Source organism: Corynebacterium humireducens NBRC 106098 = DSM 45392, from assembly GCF_000819445.1.
In the GTDB taxonomy this organism is placed as follows: domain Bacteria; phylum Actinomycetota; class Actinomycetes; order Mycobacteriales; family Mycobacteriaceae; genus Corynebacterium; species Corynebacterium humireducens.
The window spans coordinates 1,519,960-1,541,535 of the sequence record NZ_CP005286.1 but is presented as its reverse complement, the minus strand read 5'-3'; the positions used below and the strand labels follow the sequence as shown (position 1 = coordinate 1,541,535).

The following is a 21,576-nucleotide window of genomic DNA, read 5'->3' as shown; positions in this document are numbered from 1 at the left end:
GCCGAAACACAACCTCAAGGAGACGATGACTCATGGCACTGTGGCCATTCGGCAAGAAGCAGGACCAGCCGCACGAGACCGACGACGGGGAGGTAGAGGAGGCCCAGTCCACCTACGAGGAGCCGACCCCGGAGGTCCCGGCGGAGGAGGAGCCGGAGGCCGCGACCGGTGACACCGGCCCCTTCGACGGTGACACCGTCAACATCGGGGAGTTCGACTTCAGCGACTTCTCGCTCGGCGTCCTCGACCTCGGATCGCTGCGTATCCCGCTGCCGAAGACCTCCCAGGTGCAGGTCGAGATGGGCGAGCAGGGACCGAAGATGGTCCACATCGTCACCGAGTTCGGCCGGATCACCCCCGTCGCCTTCGCCGCCCCGACCTCCGCGGGCCAGTGGGCCGAGGCGAGCGAGCAGATCGTCCAGGGCATGACCGCGGACGGCCTCACCGTGGAGGTCGAGCAGGGCCCCTGGGGGCCCGAGGTCGTCGGCACGGGGGAGCACGGCATGATCCGTGTCATCGGCGTCGAGGGGCCGCGCTGGATGCTCCGCATGACCACCACCGCCCCGAACGGCAAGGAGGAGGGCATGCGGGACCTCGCCCGCGAGGTCACGGCCCGCACCTTCGTCTACCGTGGCGACGACCCGATCCTGGCCGGCAACTCCCTGCCGGTCGTCCTGCCGCAGCAGCTGGTGTCCCAGGTGCAGCAGGCGATGGAGCAGCGCGCCACCCAGATGCGCGAGGCACAGGCCCAGCAGACCCAGCAGGACACCGAGGAGCAGGCGATCGACGACACCGCCGCCGCCCTGCGTGACCTGGAGGACGGGTCCGCCACCGAGACGACCGAGAAGTAGCGGCGTGTAACGTCTGACTCCCCACTTCTCAACCACCAAGGAGCACTTCTGTGACCGAACTCGAGATCACCCGCATGGCACACGGCGGCGAGGGCATCGCCGAGCTGGACGGGCGGGTCGTCTTCGTGCGCGGCGCGTACCCCGGCGACGTCGTCGAGGTGTCCATCACGCAGGACAAGAAGCGCTTCGCCCGCGCCGAGGTCGTCAGCGTGACCACCCCCGGTCCGCTGCGCGTCGCCCAGGCCTGCCCGGCGGCTGCCGCCGGCGCCGGCTGCTGCGACTTCGGTGATCTGGATCCGGCCGCGGAGACGCAGCTGAAGGCCGACATCCTGCAGGGGCAGCTCACCCGCCTCGGCAGGGTGGCGGAGCCGCCGACCCCGGAGCTCCACCCCCTGGAGCCGGTACGTGGGTGGCGCACGCGGGTGCGCCTGGGCGTCGACAAGCAGGGGCGCGCGGGTTTCCGGGCGCGGAACTCCCACGAGATCATCCCCGTGGCCTGCACCCAGGTGGTGCCGGGTCTGCTGGACGGTCTCCTCGAGGCCACGTACACCCCCGGCGCCGAGATCGTCGCCGTCCTGGACTCGACGGGTGAGCGTCACGTCGTGGAGTCCCGCCGCGCGCCGCGCGGTCGTCGCGTGGAGAAGGTCCAGCAGGTGCTGGAGGGTTCCGGCACCGTCACCGAGCGTGCCGACGACCACACGTTCCGCTTCCCGGCCACCGCCTTCTGGCAGGCCCACAGCGCCGCCCCCGACGCCTACACCGGGCTCGTGCGGGAGTGGCTCGCCGACCTGGGTCCGGCCGACGGCACGCCCGCCGTCGGCTGGGACCTCTACGGCGGCGTCGGCCTGTTCGTGCCCGCCCTGGCCGACTCCCTCGGCGAGGGGGCCGTCATCCACTCCGTCGACTACTCGCAGGCGGCGGCGAAGCTGACGCAGGAGTCGCTGGAGGGGTACGTCGTCGAGAAGCACAACCGGATGGTGGAGAAGGCGATCGGCAACCTGCCGGCGCCGCGTGTCGTCGTGCTGGACCCGCCGCGCACGGGCGCGGGGGATGATGTGGTGGCGGGCGTCGCGAAGCAGAACCCGGAGCGCGTCATCCATGTCGGCTGCGATCCCGCGACCTTCTCGCGGGACGTCGCCGCGTGGGGGGAGCAGGGCTACCGCCTGAAGCGTCTGGCGGTGCTCAACGCTTTCCCCGGCACGCACCACTTCGAGGTCATGGCGGAACTGACACGCTGATTCGGGGCAGATGACTGTCCGGGTAAGATGATCGGAACCCCGGTCGGACAAGGTTGAAGGAGTCGAGCAGACAACGATGGGTATTCTCAGTGGACTGTCCTCGCCCGCCGATCTCAGGCGCCTCGATGTGGCACAGCTTGAGGCCCTGGCGGACGAGATCCGGCAGCTGCTCGTGGAGAAGGTGTCCGCGACCGGCGGGCACCTCGGCCCCAACCTCGGCGTCGTCGAGCTGACGATCGCCCTGCACCGCATCTTCGAGTCCCCCGAGGACCCGATCATCTTCGACACCTCGCACCAGTCCTACGTGCACAAGATCCTCACCGGCCGTGCCGACGCCTTCGACACCCTCCGGCAGCGCGGCGGCATCTCCGGGTACACCGCCCGCAACGAGTCCGAGCACGACTGGACCGAGTCCTCCCACGCCTCCGCCGCCCTGTCCTACGCGGACGGCATGGCCAAGGCCTTCCAGCTCACCGGCCGCAGCGAACGCAAGGTCGTCGCCGTCGTGGGAGACGGTGCCCTCACCGGCGGCATGTGCTGGGAGGCACTCAACAACATCGCCTCCGGCCACGACCGCAACGTCGTGATCGTGGTCAACGACAACGGCCGCTCCTACTCACCGACCATCGGCGGCTTCGCCGACAACCTCGCACGTCTGCGCATGGAGCGCTCCTACGACGAGTTCATGGAGCACGGCAAGAAGACCCTGAAGTCGATGGGCTGGGTCGGGGAGCGGACCTTCGAGGCGCTCTCGGCGGTGAAGGAGGGCGTGAAGTCCCACATCATCCCGACCGAGATGTTCCCCGAGCTCGACATGAAGTACGTCGGCCCCGTCAAGGGCCACGACCTGAAGTCGCTGCTCCACGCACTGACCTACGCACGCAACTACGACGGCCCGATCATCGTCCACGCCGTCACCGAGAAGGGTCACGGCTACGCCCCCGCGGTCAACGACATCGCCGACCAGATGCACGCCACCGGCGTCATCGACCCCCTCACCGGCGTGGCCCTCAGCCAGTCCAAGCCGGACTGGACCAGCGTGTTCACCGACGCCGTCCTGGACGCCGCGGAACGACGCGACGACATCGTCGCCATCACCGCCGCCATGGCCGGCCCCACCGGACTGGCACCCTTCTCCGAGAAGTTCCCGGACCGCTTCTTCGACGTCGGCATCGCCGAGCAGCACGCCGTCACCTCGGCGGCCGGCCTGGCACTGGCCGGCATGCACCCCGTCGTGGCGATCTACTCGACGTTCCTCAACCGCGCCTTCGACCAGATGCTCATGGACGTCGGCCTCCTCGGCCTCCCCGTCACCTTCGTCCTCGACCGCTCCGGCGTCACCGGCCCCGACGGCGCCTCCCACAACGGCGTCTGGGACATGGCGCTCAGCAGCATCGTCCCCGGCATCCGGATCGCCGCCCCCCGCGACGGCGCCCAGCTCAAGGAGCTTTTCGACGCCGCCCTCGACATCACCGACGGCCCCACCGTCGTCCGCTACCCCAAGGGCGCCCTGCCCACCGAGGTCCCCGCGCTCATGCAGCTCGAGGACGGCGTGGACATGCTCCACTACAGCGACGCCACCGAGGACGGCCTCGACGTGCTGCTCGTCGCCGTCGGCTCCTTCGCGGGAGTGGCCCTCGAGGTGGCGGCCTCCCTCGAGGCCCTCGGCGTCAACGTCACCGTCGTCGACCCGCGCTGGATCGTCCCCGTCCCGGCCTCCCTGGTGGGACTTGCCGACGACCACGACCTCGTCGTCGTCATCGAGGACGGCATCGTCCGCGGCGGCGTCGGCTCCCTGCTCTCCGAGGTGCTCTCCGCCGCCGAGGTGGACACCCCGCTGCGCCGCCTCGGCTTCCCGTCCCTTTTCCCGATGCACAGCTCCCGTTCCGAGCTGCTCGCCGAGGTCGGTCTCGACCACGACGGCATCCTCGCCTCGATCAGCGGCTGGCTCGAGGGGCTCGTCGAGGACTGATTGTCAAGCGCCGTTCCTCCGGGAGCGGTTTTTCTGTGGATAACTAGGTGTTGTCCACAGGCCTTGCGGTCGGCGTGTCGACGTGTGCCTGTCGGGCGTTTAGCGTGCGGGGCATGAACCTGATGTCGGCGTTTGAGGCCCTGCGGGCCATCCCCGTGCTGGAGGCGTTAGCGACCGGCACGGTCGACGTCGTTGCGCTGTCAGGGTTGGGTTTCCGGGACGCGGGGGCCTGGCAGAAGCTGGCCGGGATCTACTTCGGGCCGACCCGTCACCGGAAGCTGCAACGTGCTGCTAGGTCGGCGGCCGAAGGGTTGTCTCTGGATGCTCTGGGGGTGGTGGAGAAGAACACCCGCCGCCTCCTGTCGGGTGCTGCCGTGTCCCCCTGGGAACTGCGTGTCGAGTTGTGCGCCCTGCGAGGCACGGTTGCCGAGATTGATCAGGCGGCCGCCGCCCGGGTGCGTGCCTACAACCGTGGGGTGGAGGACGCGGAGAAGAAGGCCTACGGGGGCAGGTCCCTCAAGGGTGGGAAGAACACCGACGCCTGGGGCCTGCGCACCGCCACGTTCACCGGCCCGGAACACCTCATGGCCGCTTTCCTCGGGGACCTGCACACCAAAGCCCAGGAACTACGACGAGCCGATCCACGCTTGTCGTATGAGCAGGCGATGTTCGACGCCCTGCTGGCCGGCGGGGCGGGGGTGACCGGTCCGGTCACCCCGGTCCCGCACGTGGTCATCGGGTTACCGGATTATGCGAAGCTGCTGCGGCAGGAGGGTGATGAGACGATTTTCGCCCTCACCGACGGCACCACCATCACCGGGGCGGAGCTGGTGGCCCGGGAGATGGCCACTGTCGGGGTGGTGGGTCTGTACGACCCGGTCTCCGGTGGGGTGAACATGTACCGGGAGGAGCGTGTCGCCACCTGGAAGCAGCGGATGCTGCTGGCAGCGGAGACGATCCTGTGCCCGCACCCGGGGTGTACGACCCCGGCGAGTCAGTGCCAGGTACATCATCTGATCGCCTGGGAGCAGGGTGGGGAGACCAACATCGAGAACCTGTCGATGGCGTGCGCGGTACATAACGCGCGCAATGACGATGATCCGAATGCCCCACCCCGGAATGGACGCCTGGAGCGCCGGCCTGGTGGGGTGGTGCATCTGCCTCCGGATGGTGGGCCAACACGGAGCAACATTCACCCGATACGGCAACTCTCCGCCATGGCGTTGATCAACAACTAGAACAGGGCGTCCTGCAGGATCGGGTACGTCAGGTCGATCTGCCACTCCCGCGCGTCGTGGGCCCGCAGCATGTCGGGCAGCTCGAGAGGGGAGCGGATTTCGCGACCGTTCGTCGCCGCCCACGCGACCTCGCGCAGCGTGGCCGGACGCAGGATGTTCTCGGTGGGGATCTCCAGCTCCGCCGACAGTTCGTCGATCGTGTCGCGGGCGGCGGAGTAGCGGGCGTAGGAGTCCGGGTACTCGTTGGACCATGCCTGCCTGGAGGGCAGACCGCGGGGCGGGCGTTCGCGCTTCGGCCAGGTGCGGGGGTTCGACGTGAGGGCACGCTCGACGACCTCGCCCCAGAAGCTCACCGCGGAGCGGCGACGGGCCGGGAAGCCCTTCACGCGGGCCAGGTCACGGCCGGTGCGGGGGAGCGTGCGGGCGACCTCGATGAGGACCTTGTTCGGCAGGACCCGGCCGACGGCGAGGTCCTCGGCGACGGCGATGGACTCGCGCGTCATCCACAGTTCCCGGGCCACGGCCAGCTGCTCGGGGCGGCCGAGGGTGGAGATGCCCTTCACATCGCGCCACGTGGTTTCCGTGGGGCCGGTGATGGTGGCGTGGGTGCGCCGGATGTGCTCGAACTCCTGGGAGGCCCACTCGAGCTTGCCCTGGTGGTCGAGTATCTCGGCCATCGTGTCGCCTAGTTCCAGGAGCAGTTCCACGTCGAGGGCGGCGTAGGCGAGCCAGTCGGCGGGCAGGGGACGCTGGGACCAGTCCTCGGCGCCGTGGCCCTTGGCCAGGTGGACGTCGAGAAGCATCTCCGTCATGGCGGCGAGGTTGACGTGGTCGAAGCCGGCGAGGCGGCCGGCGAGCTCCGTGTCGAAGAGGGTGCCGGGGTAGAGGCCCAACCAGGCCAGGGACGGCAGGTCGGAGGGGGCGGCGTGGATGATCCAGTCGAGGCCGTTGAGGGCCGGGGCCAGCGCGGCGGTGAACTCGGGGCGGTGTCCCTCCGGGTCGAGGAGGAAGGTGCCGACGTCGCGGCGGCGGACCTGGACGAGGAAGGCGCGGTCGTCGTAACGGAAGCCGGAGGCGCGTTCCGTGTCGATCGCCACGGGGCCCTGCCCGTCGGCGAGGGCGGCGGCCGCGGCGGTGAAATCCGCCGGCGTGGAGAGCACGCGGGGGATGCCGTCGCGGGGAGAGATCAGTGGAGCCATGGTCCCCCCAGCTTAAACCAGGCTCAGCCCAGGCGGGCGACACCCTCCGGGGGCAGTCCGGCGACGTTGGCCAGCACCCGCGAGAACGCCAGGACGTGCGGGGCCAGGTCGAGCTCGGAGGCGGTCCACGACGCGCGCATCTCGAGCTGGTGGGCACGCGGCGGGCCGCCGATCTCGCCGAAGCGGACGGAGGCGGTGGCGGTGACGGTGCCGCCGAGGTTGGTGTGGTCGGCGCCGGCCCCGGCGAGGCCTTCGTTGAGCCACTGCCAGGCGACGTCGGGAAGCAGCGGGTCGGCCGCGACCTCGTGGTCCATGTCGGCCTGGATGTAGGCGACGAGGCGCATGGCACCCTCCCAGGCCTCGTCGGCACCGGGGTCATGGAGGAGGATGAGCCTGCCGAAGGCGTCGCCGTAGGCGGCGGCCTCGTCCCACGATCGTTCGACCTCGAGGCCGATGGCGTGGCTGAACGGGGCCAGGCGCTGCGGCGGACGGATCGTGCCGAGCGTGATCTCGGGGCGCAGTTCGGCCCTGTGCATCGATTCGACGGCGCGGGTGAACACGGCCGGGGTTCCGGTCTCGTCATCGGCACCGAAGGTGGCGCCCCTGCCCGCGGTGGCGCGGTTGAGCGGCGTCGGGGTCTCGGGAGAGTCTGGGGTGAACACGTCATCAAATTAACCACGCGTGCACCTGTTGAGGCGGAGGCGCGCCGTGGGTTGCCCTCCGTGGGTCACTCCAACTTATGATGGATGGCATCGCCCCCAACCGCAGAAAGAGGATCTTCGTGAGCAAACTGAACTTCGACGAACTCAACAGCATGCAGCGCTACACCCAGTTCGTCACCTTCCGTGCCATCCCGGGTGCCCTGGGCACCGAGCGTGACGAGATCATCGCCGAGGCCCGTGCCTTCTTCGACACCCTCGCCGACGGCGGGAAGGTCGTCGTCCGCGGTATCTACGACATCGCGGGCATCAACGCCGAGGCCGACCTGATGATCTGGTGGCACGCGGAGGAGTTCGAGGATCTGCAGGCCGCCTACCAGGCTTTCCGACGCACCACCGTCCTCGGCCAGCTCCTCGAGGCCGCGTGGATCGGCACCGGTCTGCACCGTCCGGCCGAGTTCAACCGCTCGCACCTGCCGTCGTTCATCATGGGTGAGGAGGCCGAGGCCTGGATCACCGTGTACCCGTTCGTGCGTTCCTACGAGTGGTACCTCCTCGACCCGAAGGAGCGTCGCCGCATCCTCGCCGAGCACGGCCAGGCCGCCCGCGACTTCCCGGACGTCCGCGCCAACACCGTCCCGGCGTTCGCGCTCGGCGACTACGAGTGGATGCTCGCCTTCGAGGGGCCGAAGCTGGACCGCATCGTTGACCTGATGCACCAGATGCGCTACACGGACGCCCGTCTGCACGTGCGTGAGGAGACCCCGTTCTTCTCCGGCCGTCGTGTCGCCGACATCGGTGAGGTCGTCGAGATCCTCCCGTAGGCACCGCGTGACGACGCCCCGCCAGCTCCTGCCGGCGGGGCGTTCTTGCGTTCCTACTCCTCCTCGAGGGTCAGGGCGATCGAGTTGATGCAGTAGCGTAGGTCCGTGGGCGTGTCGTAGCCCTCGCCCTCGAAGACGTGACCCAGGTGGGACTCGCAGGCGGCGCACAGCACCTCGACGCGGACCATGCCGTGGGAGGTGTCGCGTCGTTCGATGACGCGGTCCCCGGCGAGGGGGGAGAAGAAGGAGGGCCAGCCGCAGTGGGAGTCGAACTTCTCGGTGGAGCGGAAGAGCTCGGTGCCGCAGGCGCGGCAGGAGTAGACGCCCTCGGTCTTCGTGTCGGTGTACTCGCCGACGTAGGGCGGTTCAGTGCCGGCCCGCCGGAGGACGTGGAACTCCTCAGGGGTGAGTCGCCGGCGCCATTCGTCGTCGCTGATCAGCTTGAAGTCGGTCATGTGACGATTCTACTGATTCGGCGCGCCACCAGACCACGGCGCAGGTGGTGATGACGACGAGCATCGTCGCCCAGCCGAGGGTCGGGTGGAAGAAGTCCATCCAGCGGGACAGGTCCGGCTCGCGCCAGGAGTGGAAGGAGTCCGGGGTGAGGAAGAGGTACGCCGCGAGCCAGGCGGGCCAGGTGTGGAACACGCTGGTGCGCTGCAGGACGGTGAACATCATGGGGAACAGCATCATCGAGTAGTACATCTGCCCCAGGGAGGACAGGAAGAACACGCCGGTCATGAGCAGGCCCGTCGTGGTGGTCGCCCACAGCAGGGGGTCGGTGTAGCGCCAGCGCAGCAGCACGATGACGCCGACGCCGACGACCGCGGCGAAGAGCAGCCACAGGGCGTTCTCGAGGAGGGGCGGCATACCGAAGTAGATGGCGGCGCCCGCGAGGGAGGAGTTGGCGTAGTCGCGGACCTCGCTGAGGTAGGGGACCAGGTTGGTCAGGTACTCGGAGGCCCCGGGGACGAGCGGCCAGGCCACCAGGTTGAACACGACGGGGACGGTGACGCCGCCGAGGACGGTGCGCCAGTCGAGTTTCACGGCGGGCAGGAACAGCAGCGGCGCGAACTGCGGCTTGATGAGGATCGCCAGCCCGATCACCAGGCCGGCCAGCCAGCCGCGCCCCCGCAGGAGCAGCGCCAGGTAGGCGACCAGCGCGAGGAGCAGCAGCCCGTTGATGTTGGAGAAGATGAGCGTGTTGCGCACCGCCTCCGTGAGGAAGGCGATGACGACGGCCACAGGCCACACCAGGGAGCGCAGCGAGTAGCCGAACATCCGCGTGAGCATCCCCAGGGCGGCGATGACGGCGGCCGCGTTGACGATGATGAACGCCGTGCGCGCGGCGTCGGGCTCGGTGAGCCAGCCCAACGGGGAGAGCAGCAGCGTGGCCCCCGGGTTGTACAGGTAGTGCGGGTCGACGTGGTGGTACACCTCGTTGTAGACCGGCACGCCCTCCAGCGAGCGGCGGACCGCCGAGTAGACGGTGGTGAAGTCGTCGGTGACCGAGCCGTTGAGCGCGAGCACGAAGATCCGGTGCAGCACCAGCACGACGGCCAGCGGCCAGGCGACGAGCCGGCCGATGCGGTCGACGGGGGTGCGGCGGGAATGCGTCGTGTCGGTCAGCGGGGTGCGGGCAACCCACAGGTTCTCGAGTCGGGTCGTCGGCGAAGTCACGCCGACGACATTACCGCAGCCCCGCGCCCGGCCTGCGGAGGCGGAGGAACAGCGTGCCGTCGTCGGTGGCGAGGTGACGGTCGAGGGTGAAGCGGGTGTGCACGTCGTGTGCCAGCTGCTTCTCGACGGGCGCGTGGATCACCGGCGCGACCGTCAGGTGCAGCACGTCCACGAGTCCGGCCCGCAGGACCTCGGAGAAGAGCGCCGGCCCGCCCTCGCAGGAGATGCGGGGAAGCCCCAGGCCGTGCAGCACGCGGACGATCTCCGCGGGACTGCCGTCTCCGGTGGAGTGGATCTCCGCGCCGGCGGCCGTGAGACGGTCCCGCTGTGCAGCGAGATCCGGGTCGGTGAAGGAGGACCCGGGGATGAGCACGAGTGGGGGAGTGGTGGCCTCCCGGAAGAAACGGGACTCCGGATCCAGGCGGAGACTGCGGGTGACCACCGCCAGGCGGGGGACCGGCGGACGACCCTCTGCGACACGGGCGGCCGAGACCTCCGGCGAGGTGACCACGCCTCCGTAGTTCTCGGCGGTGACGGTGTGGGCACCGGCGAGGACCACGTCCGACCAGTCGCGCATCGCCAGCAGCAGGGCGCGGTCGGTGTCGTTGCCGAGGGCCCCGGAACGGCCGTCGACGGTGATGGAACCGTTGAGGGAGGTGATGAAGATGGCACGCAGCTCCGGCTCCGTGGGGGGAAGCAGCGGACCGATGATGTCTGTGATCATGTCACCAGGGTAGGCGGAGGGCGTCGACAAGCGTGCGAAAAAGGGCCGGTCCTGATGGACCGGCCCTTCTGCCTTGAGCGGATGACGAGACTCGAACTCGCGACCCTCACCTTGGCAAGGTGATGCGCTACCAACTGCGCTACATCCGCAATCGAGACCTTGTGGGTCTCTGTGCGCGATACTGGGATTGAACCAGTGACCTCTTCCGTGTCAGGGAAGCGCTCTCCCGCTGAGCTAATCGCGCAGGATCTAACCAGAGGTGGAAACGGGAATCGAACCCGTGTGCACGGTTTTGCAGACCGTTGCCTCACCACTCGGCCATTCCACCGTGGCGTTGCCGCCTCAGGGGTACCTTGGTGAGAAGGTACCAGAGCGGATGACGAGACTCGAACTCGCGACCCTCACCTTGGCAAGGTGATGCGCTACCAACTGCGCTACATCCGCAATCGAGACCTTGTGGGTCTCTGTGCGCGATACTGGGATTGAACCAGTGACCTCTTCCGTGTCAGGGAAGCGCTCTCCCGCTGAGCTAATCGCGCGGGTTCATTTCATACCGATTGGCCCGGTGAAATGAGAGCGGATGACGAGACTCGAACTCGCGACCCTCACCTTGGCAAGGTGATGCGCTACCAACTGCGCTACATCCGCACTGCACCGTGGCTGTTGCCGTGGTGCGAGTCAAAACTTTATCCTCATCCGCCGTCAGAACACAAATCGCCAGGTCGGGGCATGGTTCCGGGCTGCCGGAAGGTCTCGAAATTACGTCGATGTCATTCGCTGACGGTCCGGCGGGCGTCGAGAGGGCCGGAAAGTGGCGTGACCTGCGGATTAGGTCTAACTGTGCCTCTCCGTGTAAGGTTCCTTATCGCACAAGGTCCTATGGCTCAGTGGAAGAGCGTTCCGTTCACACCGGAAAGGTCGCTGGTTCGAACCCAGCTAGGACCACCACGTGAAAACCCCCGGTCGCCTGGGGGTTTTTTCTGTTTTCAGGGCTCGTGGTCGGGTTAAGCACCAAAAAGTGTGTCTGGCCCGGGCGTGTCGTCTGGGCCAGACGAGGCGGGTCAGCGGCCTATCCATCCTTGCTGGATGCCCATGGAGTGCTGGTAGCTGGAATCAATCGCAGTGTCGTAGCCTGCAGGGGCACCGATTCCGTTTATGTCGGGGCGGGTGTTTTCGTGGTTGACCAAGTCCTGCGCCGTGGAAAGTGCGACTTGGCCCCAGGACTGACTCCTGGCGATCGCTACTGGATCGTCAGGAGTTTGTGTCTTCAGGTACAGCCACCAGTCAATGACGGTGCGTTGATGGGGACGCGACAGTCCGCGGTGGCGACGGGCGAGCTCTTTGACCGGTGCGTTGAACCCGCCCTCCAGGACGTTGGTGGTCGGGGCGAACCTGTCCGGGTCCACGGCCCCGGCAGGTGGTTGGAGGTAGTTGAACAGCAGTTTCCGCCGGTACAACGACAGCAGCGAATGATAGGCGGCACGGACCCGTGGATGGGTGAACACCTGCTTGTACTGACGGGTCACCGGGTCCTGGACGGTGGTCTTCTGGTTGAGCCAGTCCTGGTAGACGGCACCGAACTGCTGGAGGTGCGCGGTCCATTCGGCGGCCTGGTCCAGGGTGGTGATCCGGGTCAGCTGCAGGGCCAGACGGTAGATGGTTTTCCCTGCGTCGGTGCGTGGCCGGCTGGTGGTGTGGCGGCGGACAACTCGTTGGGCGTGGACCAGACACCGTTGGATGATTGTGGTCGGCCATGTGGAGGTGATCGCGGAGGCGGCGCCTTGGCCACCATCGATGACAGCCATCAATGGTGCGGGGATCGGGCTGATCAGTTCCCGGTAGGCGGCGGTGGTTTCTGTGCGTGCCCAGGTCCAGTTGATGATGTGGGTGCGGCTGGCGGCGATGAGCAGGCAGCCGCTGGCCAGGAAGGTGGCATCGAGGAAGATCTGGTCGTGGATGCGGTGCGGGTCGACTGCTGAGGGTGGGATGATCCACCAGCACCAGGACATCCGACGGCTGAGGGTGTTGCGGTGGCGGCCGTGGTGTTCGGCCAGGGCCGTCAGGGATTGTGTGCCGGTGACCCAGGTGATGAAGGTCCGCATGGTGGCGGCGTGGGGGTGGTCGTGCTGGGTGGTGCGGACAAAGGAGTGTCCGCAGTCGGTGCAGCGCCAGCGGGTGGTGCCTTTGCTGGTGGTGCCGTTTTTCTTGGTGGTGTGGCTGCATACGGGGCAGCGGGGTCGGTTTGTGGTCACCGCTTACAGCCAATCGAGCGGGCCTAGCAGAAGGCGGCACCGGGGTGGGTTAACGTGCGGGAAATAGCTGTTCGGGAGCTATTAAACCCCGGTTTAGTGGCACTGTGCTGGGGCTACGCAGAGTCACGGACACACTTTTTAGTGCTTAACCCTCGTGGTCGCGGCTGCGTGGGACCTGGGGTGGGATTTTGTGGGCTTGCCGGACAGTGGCGGGTCTCGGTTCGAGCCCGGCTGGGGCCACCACCCGGGAGACCCCCGGTCGACAGCAGTCGGCCGGGGGTCTTCTGCTTTTCCGGGCGTCGGGAAGCGCTGCGGCGACCCATACCCAAGGAGGGTATGGGATTCAACCCTTTGATGGGCGCGGGTGCTTTACATCACAGTTTCGCCTGGTCGGGAATATATTCGCAGGCCCATGTGTTGCGTGATGTGACAGCCATCTGTGGAATTGCCGGAGATCCGTGTCATGGAAAGTACCCCCGGGAACTATGTCCGACGCCACTCCGACAGCTCTGTTGATGCCCGCGCAGTGTGGGTATCGTATGCCCTGATCATGATCCGAACGAAGGTGAAGCACTCTGTGACGCAGTCCCGATTCCGTAAGCTCCGGAACCTCACGGCGGCGGCCGCAACCGCCGGCCTGCTGGTTCTGGCTGCCCCGGTTTCCCCGGCTCATGACCTGGTCATCGGCGGCAACCCCGACAACGGGGATGTGGTCGATGAGTTTCCGGAGGTCATCGAGCTGGAGTTCTCCGGTTACGTGAAGCTGGACTTCAACACCTTCGCCATCTCGGACATCAATTCCGGGGAGATCCTCTTCTCCGGTCCGCCGTCCATCGACGGGCGCATGGTCAGCATCGAGGTGCCGGCCGACGTGAACCCGGGGCCCGGTGACTACCGCATCGGTTTCCAGATCACGTCCTCCGACGGTCACTCGACGCGCGGTATGACCACCTTCACGGTGGCCGGTGAGCGCGACGCGGCTTCCACTGCCGCCGAGTCGACCGCGGATGCCGCGTCCGAGGCGTCGGAGGACACCGGAATGCTGCAGAATCCGCTCACGTGGATCCTCGCAGGAGTGGGCATACTCGCCATCCTCGGCGTCATCGTCATGGTGATCGCCCGGGGCCAGAAAAACACCCAGGAGTAAATTATGTTCACCCGAGGCCGTATCGCACTTTCTGTTCTCGCTGTCTCCGCTCTCGCGCTCGCCGGCTGCTCCGACAACGGTGACGCTGACACCACCACGACCGCCACCACCGCGGCCGAGACCACCGCCACCACCACGGCCACCGACGTCGTCGGCGAGGGCGAGAACGCCGAGTGGGTCACCTTCACCGAGGGCTTCGTCAAGTCCAAGCCGGCTGAGAAGGACATGACCGGTATCTTCGGCATCTTCACCAACAACAGCGACGAGGACATCAACGTCGTCGGATTCACCTCCAACCTCGGTGCTCCGACCTACGAGCTCCACGAGGTCGTCGACGGCGTCATGCAGATGAAGCCGGGTGGCTTCGTCCTGCCGGCAGGCGAGGAGTACGAGCTCAAGCCGGGCGGCGACCACATGATGATCATGGACTACAACGAGCCGATCGAGGCCGGCGACACCATCGACATCATCATCGAGTTCGGCGACGGCTCCACCCAGGAGGTCAAGGACCTCCCGGTCCGCACCATCGCCTCCGGCGAGGAGAGCTACAACTCCGACGGCTCCCTCCAGGGCCACCAGATGGGCCAGATGGACGACGCTGAGTCCGAGTCCGAGAACTAGATCCAGCACACTACCCAGGAAGTGGAATAACAGACATGTCAGCTTTGTCCCGTCGCGGGTTCCTCACCGGACTGTCCGTCACGGCGGGTGGTGCTGCCTTGGCGGCCTGCGCCACCCCGCAGGACAGGGCAGCGGCGAAGATGACCGCCGCCGCGGACACCCGGCTCTACGACGCCATCGTCCCCTTCGACGGGGAGCGCCAGGCGGGTATCTCCACGCCCGCCCAGGCCAACCTCAACCTCGTCGGCTTCAACCTGGTCGACGGTGTCGACAGGGGAGCGGTGGCCCGTCTCATGCGGTCCTGGTCGGAGGACTCCCGGCGCCTGTGCACCGGCGAGACCCCGCTGGGCAGCCTGGAGCCGGAGCTCGTGGTCGCGCCGTCGAACCTCACCATCACGTGTGGATTCGGCCCGCGGGTGTTCGAGGTGATCGACGCCGTCGACAAGCGGCCTGAGTGGCTGCAGCCACTTCCCGAGTACAAGCTGGACCAGCTCGAGGACCGGTGGGGTCAGACGGATCTGGTCGTCCAGATCTGTTCCGACGATCCCATCATGCTCGCGCACGCCACCCGTCACCTCGTGCGTTCCGGCATGGACTACGCACGGGTGTTCTGGATGCAGCAGGGATTCCTGCGTGCCTACGGCGCGCACAAGCCGGGGGAGACCCCGCGCAACCTCTTCGGCCAGGTGGACGGCACCGTCAACCCCCGCTCGGAGGAGGAGTTCAACGAGCAGGTGTGGATCGCCGACGGCGCCCCGGAGTGGATGCAGGGCTCGACCTCGATGGTCGTGCGCCGCATCAACATGAACATGGACACCTGGGAGATGCTCGACCGCCCCTCCCGTGAGGAGGCCATGGGCCGGAAGCTCGACACCGGCGCCCCGCTGACCGGTGAGGACGAGTTCGACGAACCGGACTTCACGGCCACGGACAAGTTCGGCCTGCCGGTCATCGACCAGCAGAGCCATGTCTTCCGCGCCAAACCGGCGGAGGGACACCCGGAGCAGCGCATCAAGCGTCGTGCCTACAACTACGACATCGCCCCGGAGCCCGGCAGCGAACAGCTGTCCAACTCGGGCCTGGTGTTCCTGTGCTTCCAGAAGGATCCGCTCCTGCAGTACGACCCGATCCAGAAGCGTCTCGACGAGGCCGACCGCCTCAACGAGTGGATCACGCACATCGGCTCGGCCGTCTACTGGATCCCGCCGGGAACCAGCGAGGACGGCTCGACCGGCGACGCCTACTGGGCGCAGCGCCTCCTCGAGGCCTGACGCCCCCGCGAGAACCGGGCGCGGCACGGGACATTGGTGGTCCCCGTGCCGCGCCTTTCCGCTGTTCAGGACGCGGTTCCACGCCACTGCAGGAACCCGTGACCGGGCGGGGTAGTATGTTGCCGAAGCGACTGCGCCCCGCCGGGGATCGCAGCCGTGCCCGACATGTCGAGCAGGCAGCGGCCAGGTATGCCGCCGCCTGCGTGAGCGCAAGTTAAGGAGCGCAGCACACTCATGGTGAACACCACCGCCCCCGCATTCCCCTCGTTCACGGTCCCGGCCGGCACCCCCGTCGGCACCGCGATGCGGGAGCTGGATCTGCCGAACAAGGGCCCGGACGCCGTCGTCGTCGTCAAGGATGCGGAGGGCAACCTCCGCGACCTGTCCCACACCCCGGAGACCGACGCGGAGTTCACGCCCGTGCCGGCCAGCTCCGAGGAGGGGCGCGGCGTCATCCGTCACTCCTGCGCTCACGTCCTCGCCCAGGCCGTCCAGGCCGAGTTCCCGGGCACGAAGCTGGGCATCGGCCCGGCCATCGACAACGGCTTCTACTACGACTTCCAGGTCGCCGAGCCCTTCACCCCGGAGGACCTCAAGGCGATCGAGCGTCGCATGAAGAAGATCATCAAGTCGGGCCAGAAGTTCGAGCGCCGCACCTACGCCTCCACCGAGGCCGCCGCCGAGGAGCTTGCCGACGAGCCCTTCAAGCTGGAGCTCGTCGCCGACAAGGGCAACATCGACCCGGACTCCGACGAGGCCACCGAGATCGGCGCCGGCGAGCTGACCGCCTACGACAACATCAACCCGCGCACGGGTGAGGTCGAGTGGTCGGACATGTGCCGTGGCCCGCACGTGCCCACGACCCGCTACATCCCGGCATTCGCCATCACCCGCTCCTCCGCCGCCTACTGGCGCGGCAACCAGGACAACGCCGGCCTGCAGCGCATCTACGGCACCGCCTGGGAGGACAAGGAGTCCCTCGACGCGTACCAGCACATGCTGGCCGAGGCCGAGAAGCGTGACCACCGTCGCCTGGGAGCCGAGCTGGACCTGTTCTCCTTCCCGGACGAGATCGGCTCCGGTTTCCCGGTGTTCCACCCCAACGGTGCGACCATCCGCATGGAGATGGAGGAGCACTCGCGTCGTCAGCACATCGCGGGCGGCTACTCCTTCGTCAACACCCCGCACATCACCAAGGGTGACCTGTTCGAGAAGTCCGGCCACCTGGACTTCTACGCGGAGGGCATGTTCCCCCCGATGCAGCTCGACGGTGAGACGGACGAGGAGGGCAACGTCACCAAGCCGGCGCAGGACTACTACGCCAAGCCGATGAACTGCCCGATGCACAACCTCATCTTCGCCTCCCGGGGCCGTTCCTACCGTGAGCTGCCGCTGCGTCTGTTCGAGTTCGGCACGGTCTACCGCTACGAGAAGTCCGGTGTCGTCCACGGACTGACCCGCGCCCGCGGTTTCACCCAGGACGACGCGCACATCTACTGCACCGAGGACCAGCTCGAGCAGGAGCTGACCACGGTCCTCGACTTCATCATCTCGCTGCTGCAGGACTACGGCCTGGACGACTTCTACCTGGAGCTGTCCACCCGGGACCCGAAGAAGTCCGTCGGTTCCGACGAGATCTGGGAGCGTTCCACCGACATCCTGCAGCGGGTGGCCGACAAGTCGGGCCTGCACCTGGTGCCGGACCCGGAGGGCGCCGCGTTCTACGGCCCGAAGATCTCCGTCCAGGCCAAGGACGCCATCGGCCGTACCTGGCAGATGTCCACCGTCCAGCTGGACTTCAACCTGCCGGAGCGTTTCGACCTCGAGTACACCGCCCCGGACGGCTCCAAGAAGCGCCCGATCATGATCCACCGTGCGCTCTTCGGCTCCATCGAGCGTTTCTTCGGCGTGCTCCTCGAGCACTACGCCGGCGCCTTCCCGGCGTGGCTGGCCCCGCACCAGGTGATGGGCATCCCGGTCGCGGATGATTTCGCGCCGCACCTGGAGGCTGTCACCGCCGAGCTGCGCAGGCGTGGCATCCGCGCCGAGGTGGACACCTCGGACGACCGCATGCAGAAGAAGATCCGCAACCACACGACCGGCAAGATCCCGTTCATGCTGCTGGCCGGTGCCCGCGACGTCGAGGCTGACGCTGTGAGCTTCCGTTTCCTGGACGGCACGCAGGTCAACGGCGTGCCGGTGGCCGAGGCCGTCGAGCTGATTGAGGCCTGGGTCCGGGACCGCGTCAACGAGCAGCCGAGCGAGGCAGCCCTTGCAGCCCGCCGACAGTAACTGGACCGACACGGGCGTCGGCGAGGACGACTCGCTGACCCGCCTGTGGGCCCCCTACCGGATGAGCTACATCAAGAAGCGTCCGGCGGTGGGGTCCGGGGCACCCGCCGACCCGTTCATCGAGGCGCCGAAGATGTCCGACGAGGACGCCCTCATCGTCGCCCGGGGTGAGCTGGTCTACGCGATCCTCAACCTGTACCCGTACAACGCCGGGCACATGATGGTCATCCCGTACCGCAAGACCGCGGACCTGGAGGACCTCACGGCGGAGGAGATGACGGAGCTCATGGGCTTCGTCACCACCGCGGTGAAGACGCTGAAGAAGGTGTCGAACCCGGAGGGCATCAACGTCGGCTTCAACCTGGGCAAGGCGTCGGGCGGGTCGGTGGGCAACCACATCCACATGCACATCGTGCCGCGCTGGTCGGGCGACGCGAACTTCATGACGATCCTCGGCGGCACGAAGGTGCTCCCGCAGCTGCTGCGTGACACCCGGCAGCTGCTCGCCGACGCCTGGGTGGAGGTCTCCGGTGCTTAGCACCCGGGGGCGGAGGCCGGCGTCGGTCGTCGTGGAGCCGGTGGCGCGGGCGCTGCTGCGTGTCGGACTGACCCCGAACATGGCGACGGTCATCGGCACGGTCGTCACCAGCGCCATCGCCCTGCTGCTGATCCCGAGCGGGCACCTGTTCGCCGCCGCCGTCGCCTCGGGGCTGTTCGCCGCCTTCGACCTCGTCGACGGCACGATGGCCCGCCTGCGGGGCGGGGGCACGAAGTTCGGCGCCACCCTCGACGCGACGTGCGACAGGGTGACCGACGGCGTGCTCTTCGCCTCGATCATCTGGTGGCTCGTCTTCGTCGACAATGCCTATCCGGCGCTGGTCGTCGCGGCGTTTGTCGTGCTCATCGCCTCGCAGGTGACCTCGTACGTCAAGGCGCGCGGCGAGGCCAGCGGTTTCACCATCGTCGGCGGTCTCGTCGAGCGCCCCGAGCGCCTCATCATCGCCCTGGTGGGCGTCGGCCTGGAGGGCCTGGGCGTGCCCTTCGCCATCGAGACGGCCCTCTGGGCCCTGGCCTTCGGCTCGGTGTTCACCGTCGTCCAGCGGCTGTTCACCGCCTCCCGGAACCCGGAGGCGCTCGACCACATCGCCCCGCCGCCCGGTACCCGTGACTCCGATCCGCAGGGGGCCGGCGCCCGATGACCCTCGATCCGGCGGCCCTGGGCTACCTGGCCGGCTGGCGGCTGGTCCGTCATCTTCCGGAGCAGCTGGTCGCGTGGCTCTTCGACAGGGGCGCCGACCTGGTCTCCGATGAGGGCCGGGGCATGGAGATGCTCCGCCGCAACCTCACGCGCGTCGTGGGGGCGGAGAACGTGACGGCGGAGCTGGTCCGCGCGTCCGTCCGTTCCTACGCCCGCTACTGGCGGGAGGCGTTCCGCCTCACCTCGCTTCTCGACGACCCCACGCTCCACGACCGCCTCCTCGCCGGTCTCGAGGGGCGGGAGCACATCGACGCCTCCCTGGCCTCGGGGCGCGGGGTGGTGCTCACCCTGCCGCACTCCGGCAACTGGGACATGGCGGGGCTCTTCCTGACCCGTTACCACGGGCAGTTCACCACCGTCGCGGAGCGGGTGCGGCCGGAGGTGCTCTTCCGGGCCTTCGTGGAGTACCGCGAGTCCCTCGGTTTCGAGGTGCTGCCGCACACCGGGGGAGAGCAGCCGCCCTTCGAGCGGCTCCGGGAGGTGCTGCGGGCCGGTGGCGTCGTGGCGCTGCTGGGGGAGCGGGACCTGCGCGGCACGGGGGTGCCCGTCGAGTTCTTCGGCGAGCGGACCTCGATGCCGCGGGGCAGCGCCCAGCTCGCCCTGGAGACGGGGGCGGCCCTGCACGTGGTCCACTGCTGGTTCGAGGGTGCCGACGGCTGGGGGATGTCGGTGTCGGAGGAGGTGGTCGTCGACACGCTCGGGGACACCGTCCAGCGTGTCGCGGACGCCTTCGCCGCCAACATCCGGCGGCACCCGGAGGACTGGCACATGCTGCAGCCGCAGTGGCCCGTGGACCGGAGGGGGTGACGGTGGGGATGCGCATCGGCATCGTCTGCCCCTACTCCTTCGATGAACCCGGCGGAGTTCAAGCCCATATCCTTGACCTGGCGCAGGTGCTCATCGCCCGCGGACACCACGTGGAGGTGCTGGGACCGGCGTCGGAGAGTACGGAGGTCCCCGACTTCGTCACCCGCGGCGGGCGGAGCGTGCCCATCCGCTACAACGGTTCCGTGGCGCGCCTGTCCTTCGGTCCGGCGGTGCGGGCGCGGGTGCGGGAGTTCATCACACAGGGGCGTTTCGACGTCCTGCACGTCCACGAGCCGAACTCGCCCAGCTACTCCATGGCGGCGCTGTGGATGGCGCAGGGGCCGGTCGTGGCCACGTACCACGCCTCCAGCTCGGGCTCGCTGATGCTGCAGCTGGCCCGTCCGCTGCTGCGGCCGGCGCTGGAGAAGATCCGCGGCGGCATCGCCGTGTCCGAGATGGCGCGGCGCTGGCAGGTCGAGCAGCTCGGCGGCGACCCGGTGCTCATCCCCAACGGGGTCGACACCGCCCGATTCGCGGCGGCCCGCACCGCGCCCGGCGCGGTCCCGGAGATCGTCTTCCTCGGGCGTCTCGACGAACCCCGCAAGGGGCTCGACATCCTCCTGGCGGCCCTGGAACGGCTGGACCGTGAGGTGAAGGTCACCGTCATCGGCGGCGGGCGCGCGCGGGAGGTGCCGGGCGTCGACTTCGTGGGACGGGTCTCCGAGGAGGAGAAGGCGGCGATCCTGGGCCGGGCCGACATCTACGTCGCGCCGAACACCGGCGGCGAGAGCTTCGGCATCGTGCTCGTGGAGGCGATGGCGGCGGGGTGCGCGGTCGTGGCCAGTGATCTCGAGGCCTTCGCCGCGGTGGCGGGGGAGGCCGGGGTGCTCTTCCCGGTGGGTTCCGTCGACGCGCTGGCGGAGAGCCTGCGCCGGCTCCTCGACGACCCCGCGCTGCGGGCCCGCCTCATCGCCGCGGGGGAGGAACGGGCGCGTCGCTACGACTGGGACACGGTCGCCTCGGACGTGCTGACCGTCTACGAGACGGTCGCCGACGGCTCGGTCGTGGGGGTGGCGCGGTGATCTGGTGGATCCTGCTGGCGGTGCTCGTCACCTCGGTCGTGCTGTGGGCCTACTTCACGGCGCAGCGGCTCAACCGGCTGCACATCCGTACCGACGCCGCCCTGGCCGCCCTGCAGGCCGCCCTGGACCGGCGGGTGGCGGTGGCGGCGGCGCTGCTGCCGGAGGTCCGCGAGCTGGCCTGCGCGGCGGAGGAACGCCCGCTGGCCCACGGTGCCATCGAGGAACGCATCGCCCGGGAGCGGGATCTCTCGGCGGCCCTGGCCCGCCGGGAGGGGGAGCCGCCGGCGCAGCTGGTCGACGCCGAGGTGCGGGTCCAGCTGGCCCACCGGTTCTACAATGACGCGGTCGCGGACACCCGCGCCCTGCGCCTGCGTCCGCTGGTCAGGGCGCTGCGCCTCGGGGGGACGGCCCCGTTGCCCGAGTTCTTCGAGTACCGCACCTAGTTGCATACCCTGAGGGGT

The 21,576-nt window shown here is 68.2% G+C and carries 20 protein-coding genes, 7 tRNA genes and 1 pseudogene; 16 read left to right on the top strand and 12 right to left on the bottom strand.

Translation table 11 applies throughout. The features are described 5' to 3' along the window. Nucleotides 1-32: 32 nt before the first annotated feature. The 4 genes from B842_RS07690 (at nt 33) to B842_RS07675 (ending at nt 5,299) form a co-directional block, all read left to right on the top strand. Nucleotides 33-851, top strand: coding sequence for a DUF3710 domain-containing protein (locus B842_RS07690; protein ID WP_082028408.1), 819 nt, complete (start codon nt 33-35; stop codon nt 849-851). A 50-nt stretch (nt 852-901) separates the two neighbouring features. Beyond that, nucleotides 902-2,089, top strand: coding sequence for a class I SAM-dependent RNA methyltransferase (locus B842_RS07685; RefSeq protein WP_040085988.1), 1,188 nt, complete (start codon nt 902-904; stop codon nt 2,087-2,089). 76 nt (nt 2,090-2,165) lie between these two features. Continuing rightward, nucleotides 2,166-4,061: a 1-deoxy-D-xylulose-5-phosphate synthase gene (gene dxs, locus B842_RS07680; protein ID WP_040085987.1), complete on the top strand. Its 1,896-nt coding sequence runs from the start codon at nt 2,166-2,168 to the stop codon at nt 4,059-4,061. Nucleotides 4,062-4,174: 113 nt separating this feature from the next. After that, on the top strand, nt 4,175-5,299 hold the full coding sequence (locus tag B842_RS07675; RefSeq protein WP_156119473.1) for an HNH endonuclease signature motif containing protein: 1,125 nt from the start codon (nt 4,175-4,177) through the stop codon (nt 5,297-5,299). Here the strand turns inward: B842_RS07675 and B842_RS07670 are convergent. Both B842_RS07670 and B842_RS07665 read right to left on the bottom strand, forming a co-directional pair. Further along, complete coding sequence (locus tag B842_RS07670) at nt 5,296-6,498, bottom strand: HRDC domain-containing protein (protein WP_040085986.1); 1,203 nt, start codon at nt 6,496-6,498, stop codon at nt 5,296-5,298. The two genes, B842_RS07675 and B842_RS07670, sit on opposite strands and share 4 nt — an antisense overlap. A gap of 23 nt (nt 6,499-6,521) precedes the next feature. Further along, entirely contained in the window at nt 6,522-7,160 is a 639-nt protein-coding gene (locus B842_RS07665; protein ID WP_040085985.1) for a DUF3000 domain-containing protein, read from the bottom strand. A gap of 152 nt (nt 7,161-7,312) precedes the next feature. Here B842_RS07665 and hemQ point away from each other — a divergent pair, with 152 nt between their 5' ends. After that, a complete protein-coding gene (hemQ, locus tag B842_RS07660) occupies nt 7,313-7,981 on the top strand; it encodes a hydrogen peroxide-dependent heme synthase (protein WP_346190135.1) in 669 nt (222 codons plus the stop codon). 53 nt (nt 7,982-8,034) lie between these two features. Here hemQ and msrB read toward each other — a convergent pair whose 3' ends face one another. The 9 genes from msrB to B842_RS07615 form a co-directional block, all read right to left on the bottom strand. Further along, nucleotides 8,035-8,436: a peptide-methionine (R)-S-oxide reductase MsrB gene (msrB, locus tag B842_RS07655; RefSeq protein WP_040085983.1), complete on the bottom strand. Its 402-nt coding sequence runs from the start codon at nt 8,434-8,436 to the stop codon at nt 8,035-8,037. Further along, complete coding sequence (locus B842_RS07650) at nt 8,381-9,661, bottom strand: glycosyltransferase family 87 protein (protein WP_082028407.1); 1,281 nt, start codon at nt 9,659-9,661, stop codon at nt 8,381-8,383. Before B842_RS07650 ends, msrB begins: the two co-directional genes overlap by 56 nt. Nucleotides 9,662-9,671: 10 nt before the next feature. Beyond that, the gene (locus B842_RS07645; protein ID WP_281178862.1) at nt 9,672-10,415 is read right to left on the bottom strand and encodes a pyrimidine reductase family protein; all 744 of its coding nucleotides are present in this window, start codon (nt 10,413-10,415) and stop codon (nt 9,672-9,674) included. Between the two features lie 46 nt (nt 10,416-10,461). After that, a tRNA-Gly gene (locus B842_RS07640) sits at nt 10,462-10,534 on the bottom strand. Nucleotides 10,535-10,557: 23 nt separating this feature from the next. Further along, nucleotides 10,558-10,629 (bottom strand) — tRNA-Val (locus B842_RS07635). A 13-nt stretch (nt 10,630-10,642) separates the two neighbouring features. Next, a tRNA-Cys gene (locus B842_RS07630) sits at nt 10,643-10,713 on the bottom strand. Nucleotides 10,714-10,756: 43 nt separating this feature from the next. After that, nucleotides 10,757-10,829, bottom strand: a tRNA-Gly gene (locus B842_RS07625). Between the two features lie 23 nt (nt 10,830-10,852). Continuing rightward, nucleotides 10,853-10,924: transfer RNA gene (locus B842_RS07620), tRNA-Val, on the bottom strand. Between the two features lie 36 nt (nt 10,925-10,960). After that, nucleotides 10,961-11,033 (bottom strand) — tRNA-Gly (locus tag B842_RS07615). A gap of 225 nt (nt 11,034-11,258) precedes the next feature. Between B842_RS07615 and B842_RS07610 the strand changes: the two genes are divergently transcribed. Then, nucleotides 11,259-11,333 (top strand) — tRNA-Val (locus tag B842_RS07610). Nucleotides 11,334-11,446: 113 nt separating this feature from the next. Here B842_RS07610 and B842_RS07605 read toward each other — a convergent pair. After that, a complete protein-coding gene (locus tag B842_RS07605; protein WP_040084484.1) occupies nt 11,447-12,637 on the bottom strand; it encodes an IS1249 family transposase in 1,191 nt (396 codons plus the stop codon). A gap of 577 nt (nt 12,638-13,214) precedes the next feature. On the opposite strand from B842_RS07605, the gene B842_RS07600 reads away from it, so the two are divergent. The 10 genes and pseudogenes from B842_RS07600 (at nt 13,215) to B842_RS07560 (ending at nt 21,558) form a co-directional block, all read left to right on the top strand. Continuing rightward, nucleotides 13,215-13,784, top strand: coding sequence for a copper resistance CopC family protein (locus B842_RS07600; protein ID WP_052437814.1), 570 nt, complete (start codon nt 13,215-13,217; stop codon nt 13,782-13,784). Nucleotides 13,785-13,787: 3 nt separating this feature from the next. Continuing rightward, nucleotides 13,788-14,405 carry a copper chaperone PCu(A)C gene (locus tag B842_RS07595; protein ID WP_040085981.1) on the top strand — a complete coding sequence of 206 codons (618 nt, stop codon included), beginning with the start codon at nt 13,788-13,790 and terminating at the stop codon, nt 14,403-14,405. Between the two features lie 35 nt (nt 14,406-14,440). Then, nucleotides 14,441-15,676, top strand: coding sequence for a Dyp-type peroxidase (locus B842_RS07590; protein WP_040085980.1), 1,236 nt, complete (start codon nt 14,441-14,443; stop codon nt 15,674-15,676). Nucleotides 15,677-15,848: 172 nt separating this feature from the next. Further along, a pseudogene (locus tag B842_RS14140) lies at nt 15,849-15,917 on the top strand (hypothetical protein); the annotation flags it as partial. Beyond that, entirely contained in the window at nt 15,911-17,968 is a 2,058-nt protein-coding gene (gene thrS / locus B842_RS07585) for a threonine--tRNA ligase (protein ID WP_082028405.1), read from the top strand. The pseudogene B842_RS14140 and the gene thrS, both read left to right, overlap by 7 nt. After that, complete coding sequence (locus B842_RS07580) at nt 17,949-18,506, top strand: ATP adenylyltransferase (RefSeq protein WP_040085979.1); 558 nt, start codon at nt 17,949-17,951, stop codon at nt 18,504-18,506. Before thrS ends, B842_RS07580 begins: the two co-directional genes overlap by 20 nt. Next, complete coding sequence (gene pgsA, locus B842_RS07575) at nt 18,499-19,167, top strand: phosphatidylinositol phosphate synthase (RefSeq protein ID WP_040085978.1); 669 nt, start codon at nt 18,499-18,501, stop codon at nt 19,165-19,167. Before B842_RS07580 ends, pgsA begins: the two co-directional genes overlap by 8 nt. Beyond that, nucleotides 19,164-20,033 carry a phosphatidylinositol mannoside acyltransferase gene (locus tag B842_RS07570; RefSeq protein WP_040085977.1) on the top strand — a complete coding sequence of 290 codons (870 nt, stop codon included), beginning with the start codon at nt 19,164-19,166 and terminating at the stop codon, nt 20,031-20,033. Before pgsA ends, B842_RS07570 begins: the two co-directional genes overlap by 4 nt. Nucleotides 20,034-20,041: 8 nt before the next feature. Further along, complete coding sequence (locus B842_RS07565; RefSeq protein ID WP_040087444.1) at nt 20,042-21,115, top strand: glycosyltransferase family 4 protein; 1,074 nt, start codon at nt 20,042-20,044, stop codon at nt 21,113-21,115. Further along, nucleotides 21,112-21,558, top strand: coding sequence for a hypothetical protein (locus tag B842_RS07560; RefSeq protein ID WP_040085976.1), 447 nt, complete (start codon nt 21,112-21,114; stop codon nt 21,556-21,558). Before B842_RS07565 ends, B842_RS07560 begins: the two co-directional genes overlap by 4 nt. Nucleotides 21,559-21,576: the final 18 nt, after the last annotated feature.

Coding starts and splice junctions, on each gene's coding strand:
- B842_RS07690 (WP_082028408.1), top strand. CDS start 33: ATGGCACTGTGGCCATTCGGCAAGAAGCAGGACCAGCCGCACGAGACC.
- dxs (WP_040085987.1), top strand. CDS start 2,166: ATGGGTATTCTCAGTGGACTGTCCTCGCCCGCCGATCTCAGGCGCCTC.
- B842_RS07675 (WP_156119473.1), top strand. CDS start 4,175: ATGAACCTGATGTCGGCGTTTGAGGCCCTGCGGGCCATCCCCGTGCTG.
- B842_RS07670 (WP_040085986.1), bottom strand. CDS start 6,498: ATGGCTCCACTGATCTCTCCCCGCGACGGCATCCCCCGCGTGCTCTCC.
- hemQ (WP_346190135.1), top strand. CDS start 7,313: ATGCAGCGCTACACCCAGTTCGTCACCTTCCGTGCCATCCCGGGTGCC.
- msrB (WP_040085983.1), bottom strand. CDS start 8,436: ATGACCGACTTCAAGCTGATCAGCGACGACGAATGGCGCCGGCGACTC.
- B842_RS07595 (WP_040085981.1), top strand. CDS start 13,788: ATGTTCACCCGAGGCCGTATCGCACTTTCTGTTCTCGCTGTCTCCGCT.
- B842_RS07590 (WP_040085980.1), top strand. CDS start 14,441: ATGTCAGCTTTGTCCCGTCGCGGGTTCCTCACCGGACTGTCCGTCACG.
- thrS (WP_082028405.1), top strand. CDS start 15,911: ATGGTGAACACCACCGCCCCCGCATTCCCCTCGTTCACGGTCCCGGCC.
- B842_RS07570 (WP_040085977.1), top strand. CDS start 19,164: ATGACCCTCGATCCGGCGGCCCTGGGCTACCTGGCCGGCTGGCGGCTG.
- B842_RS07565 (WP_040087444.1), top strand. CDS start 20,042: ATGCGCATCGGCATCGTCTGCCCCTACTCCTTCGATGAACCCGGCGGA.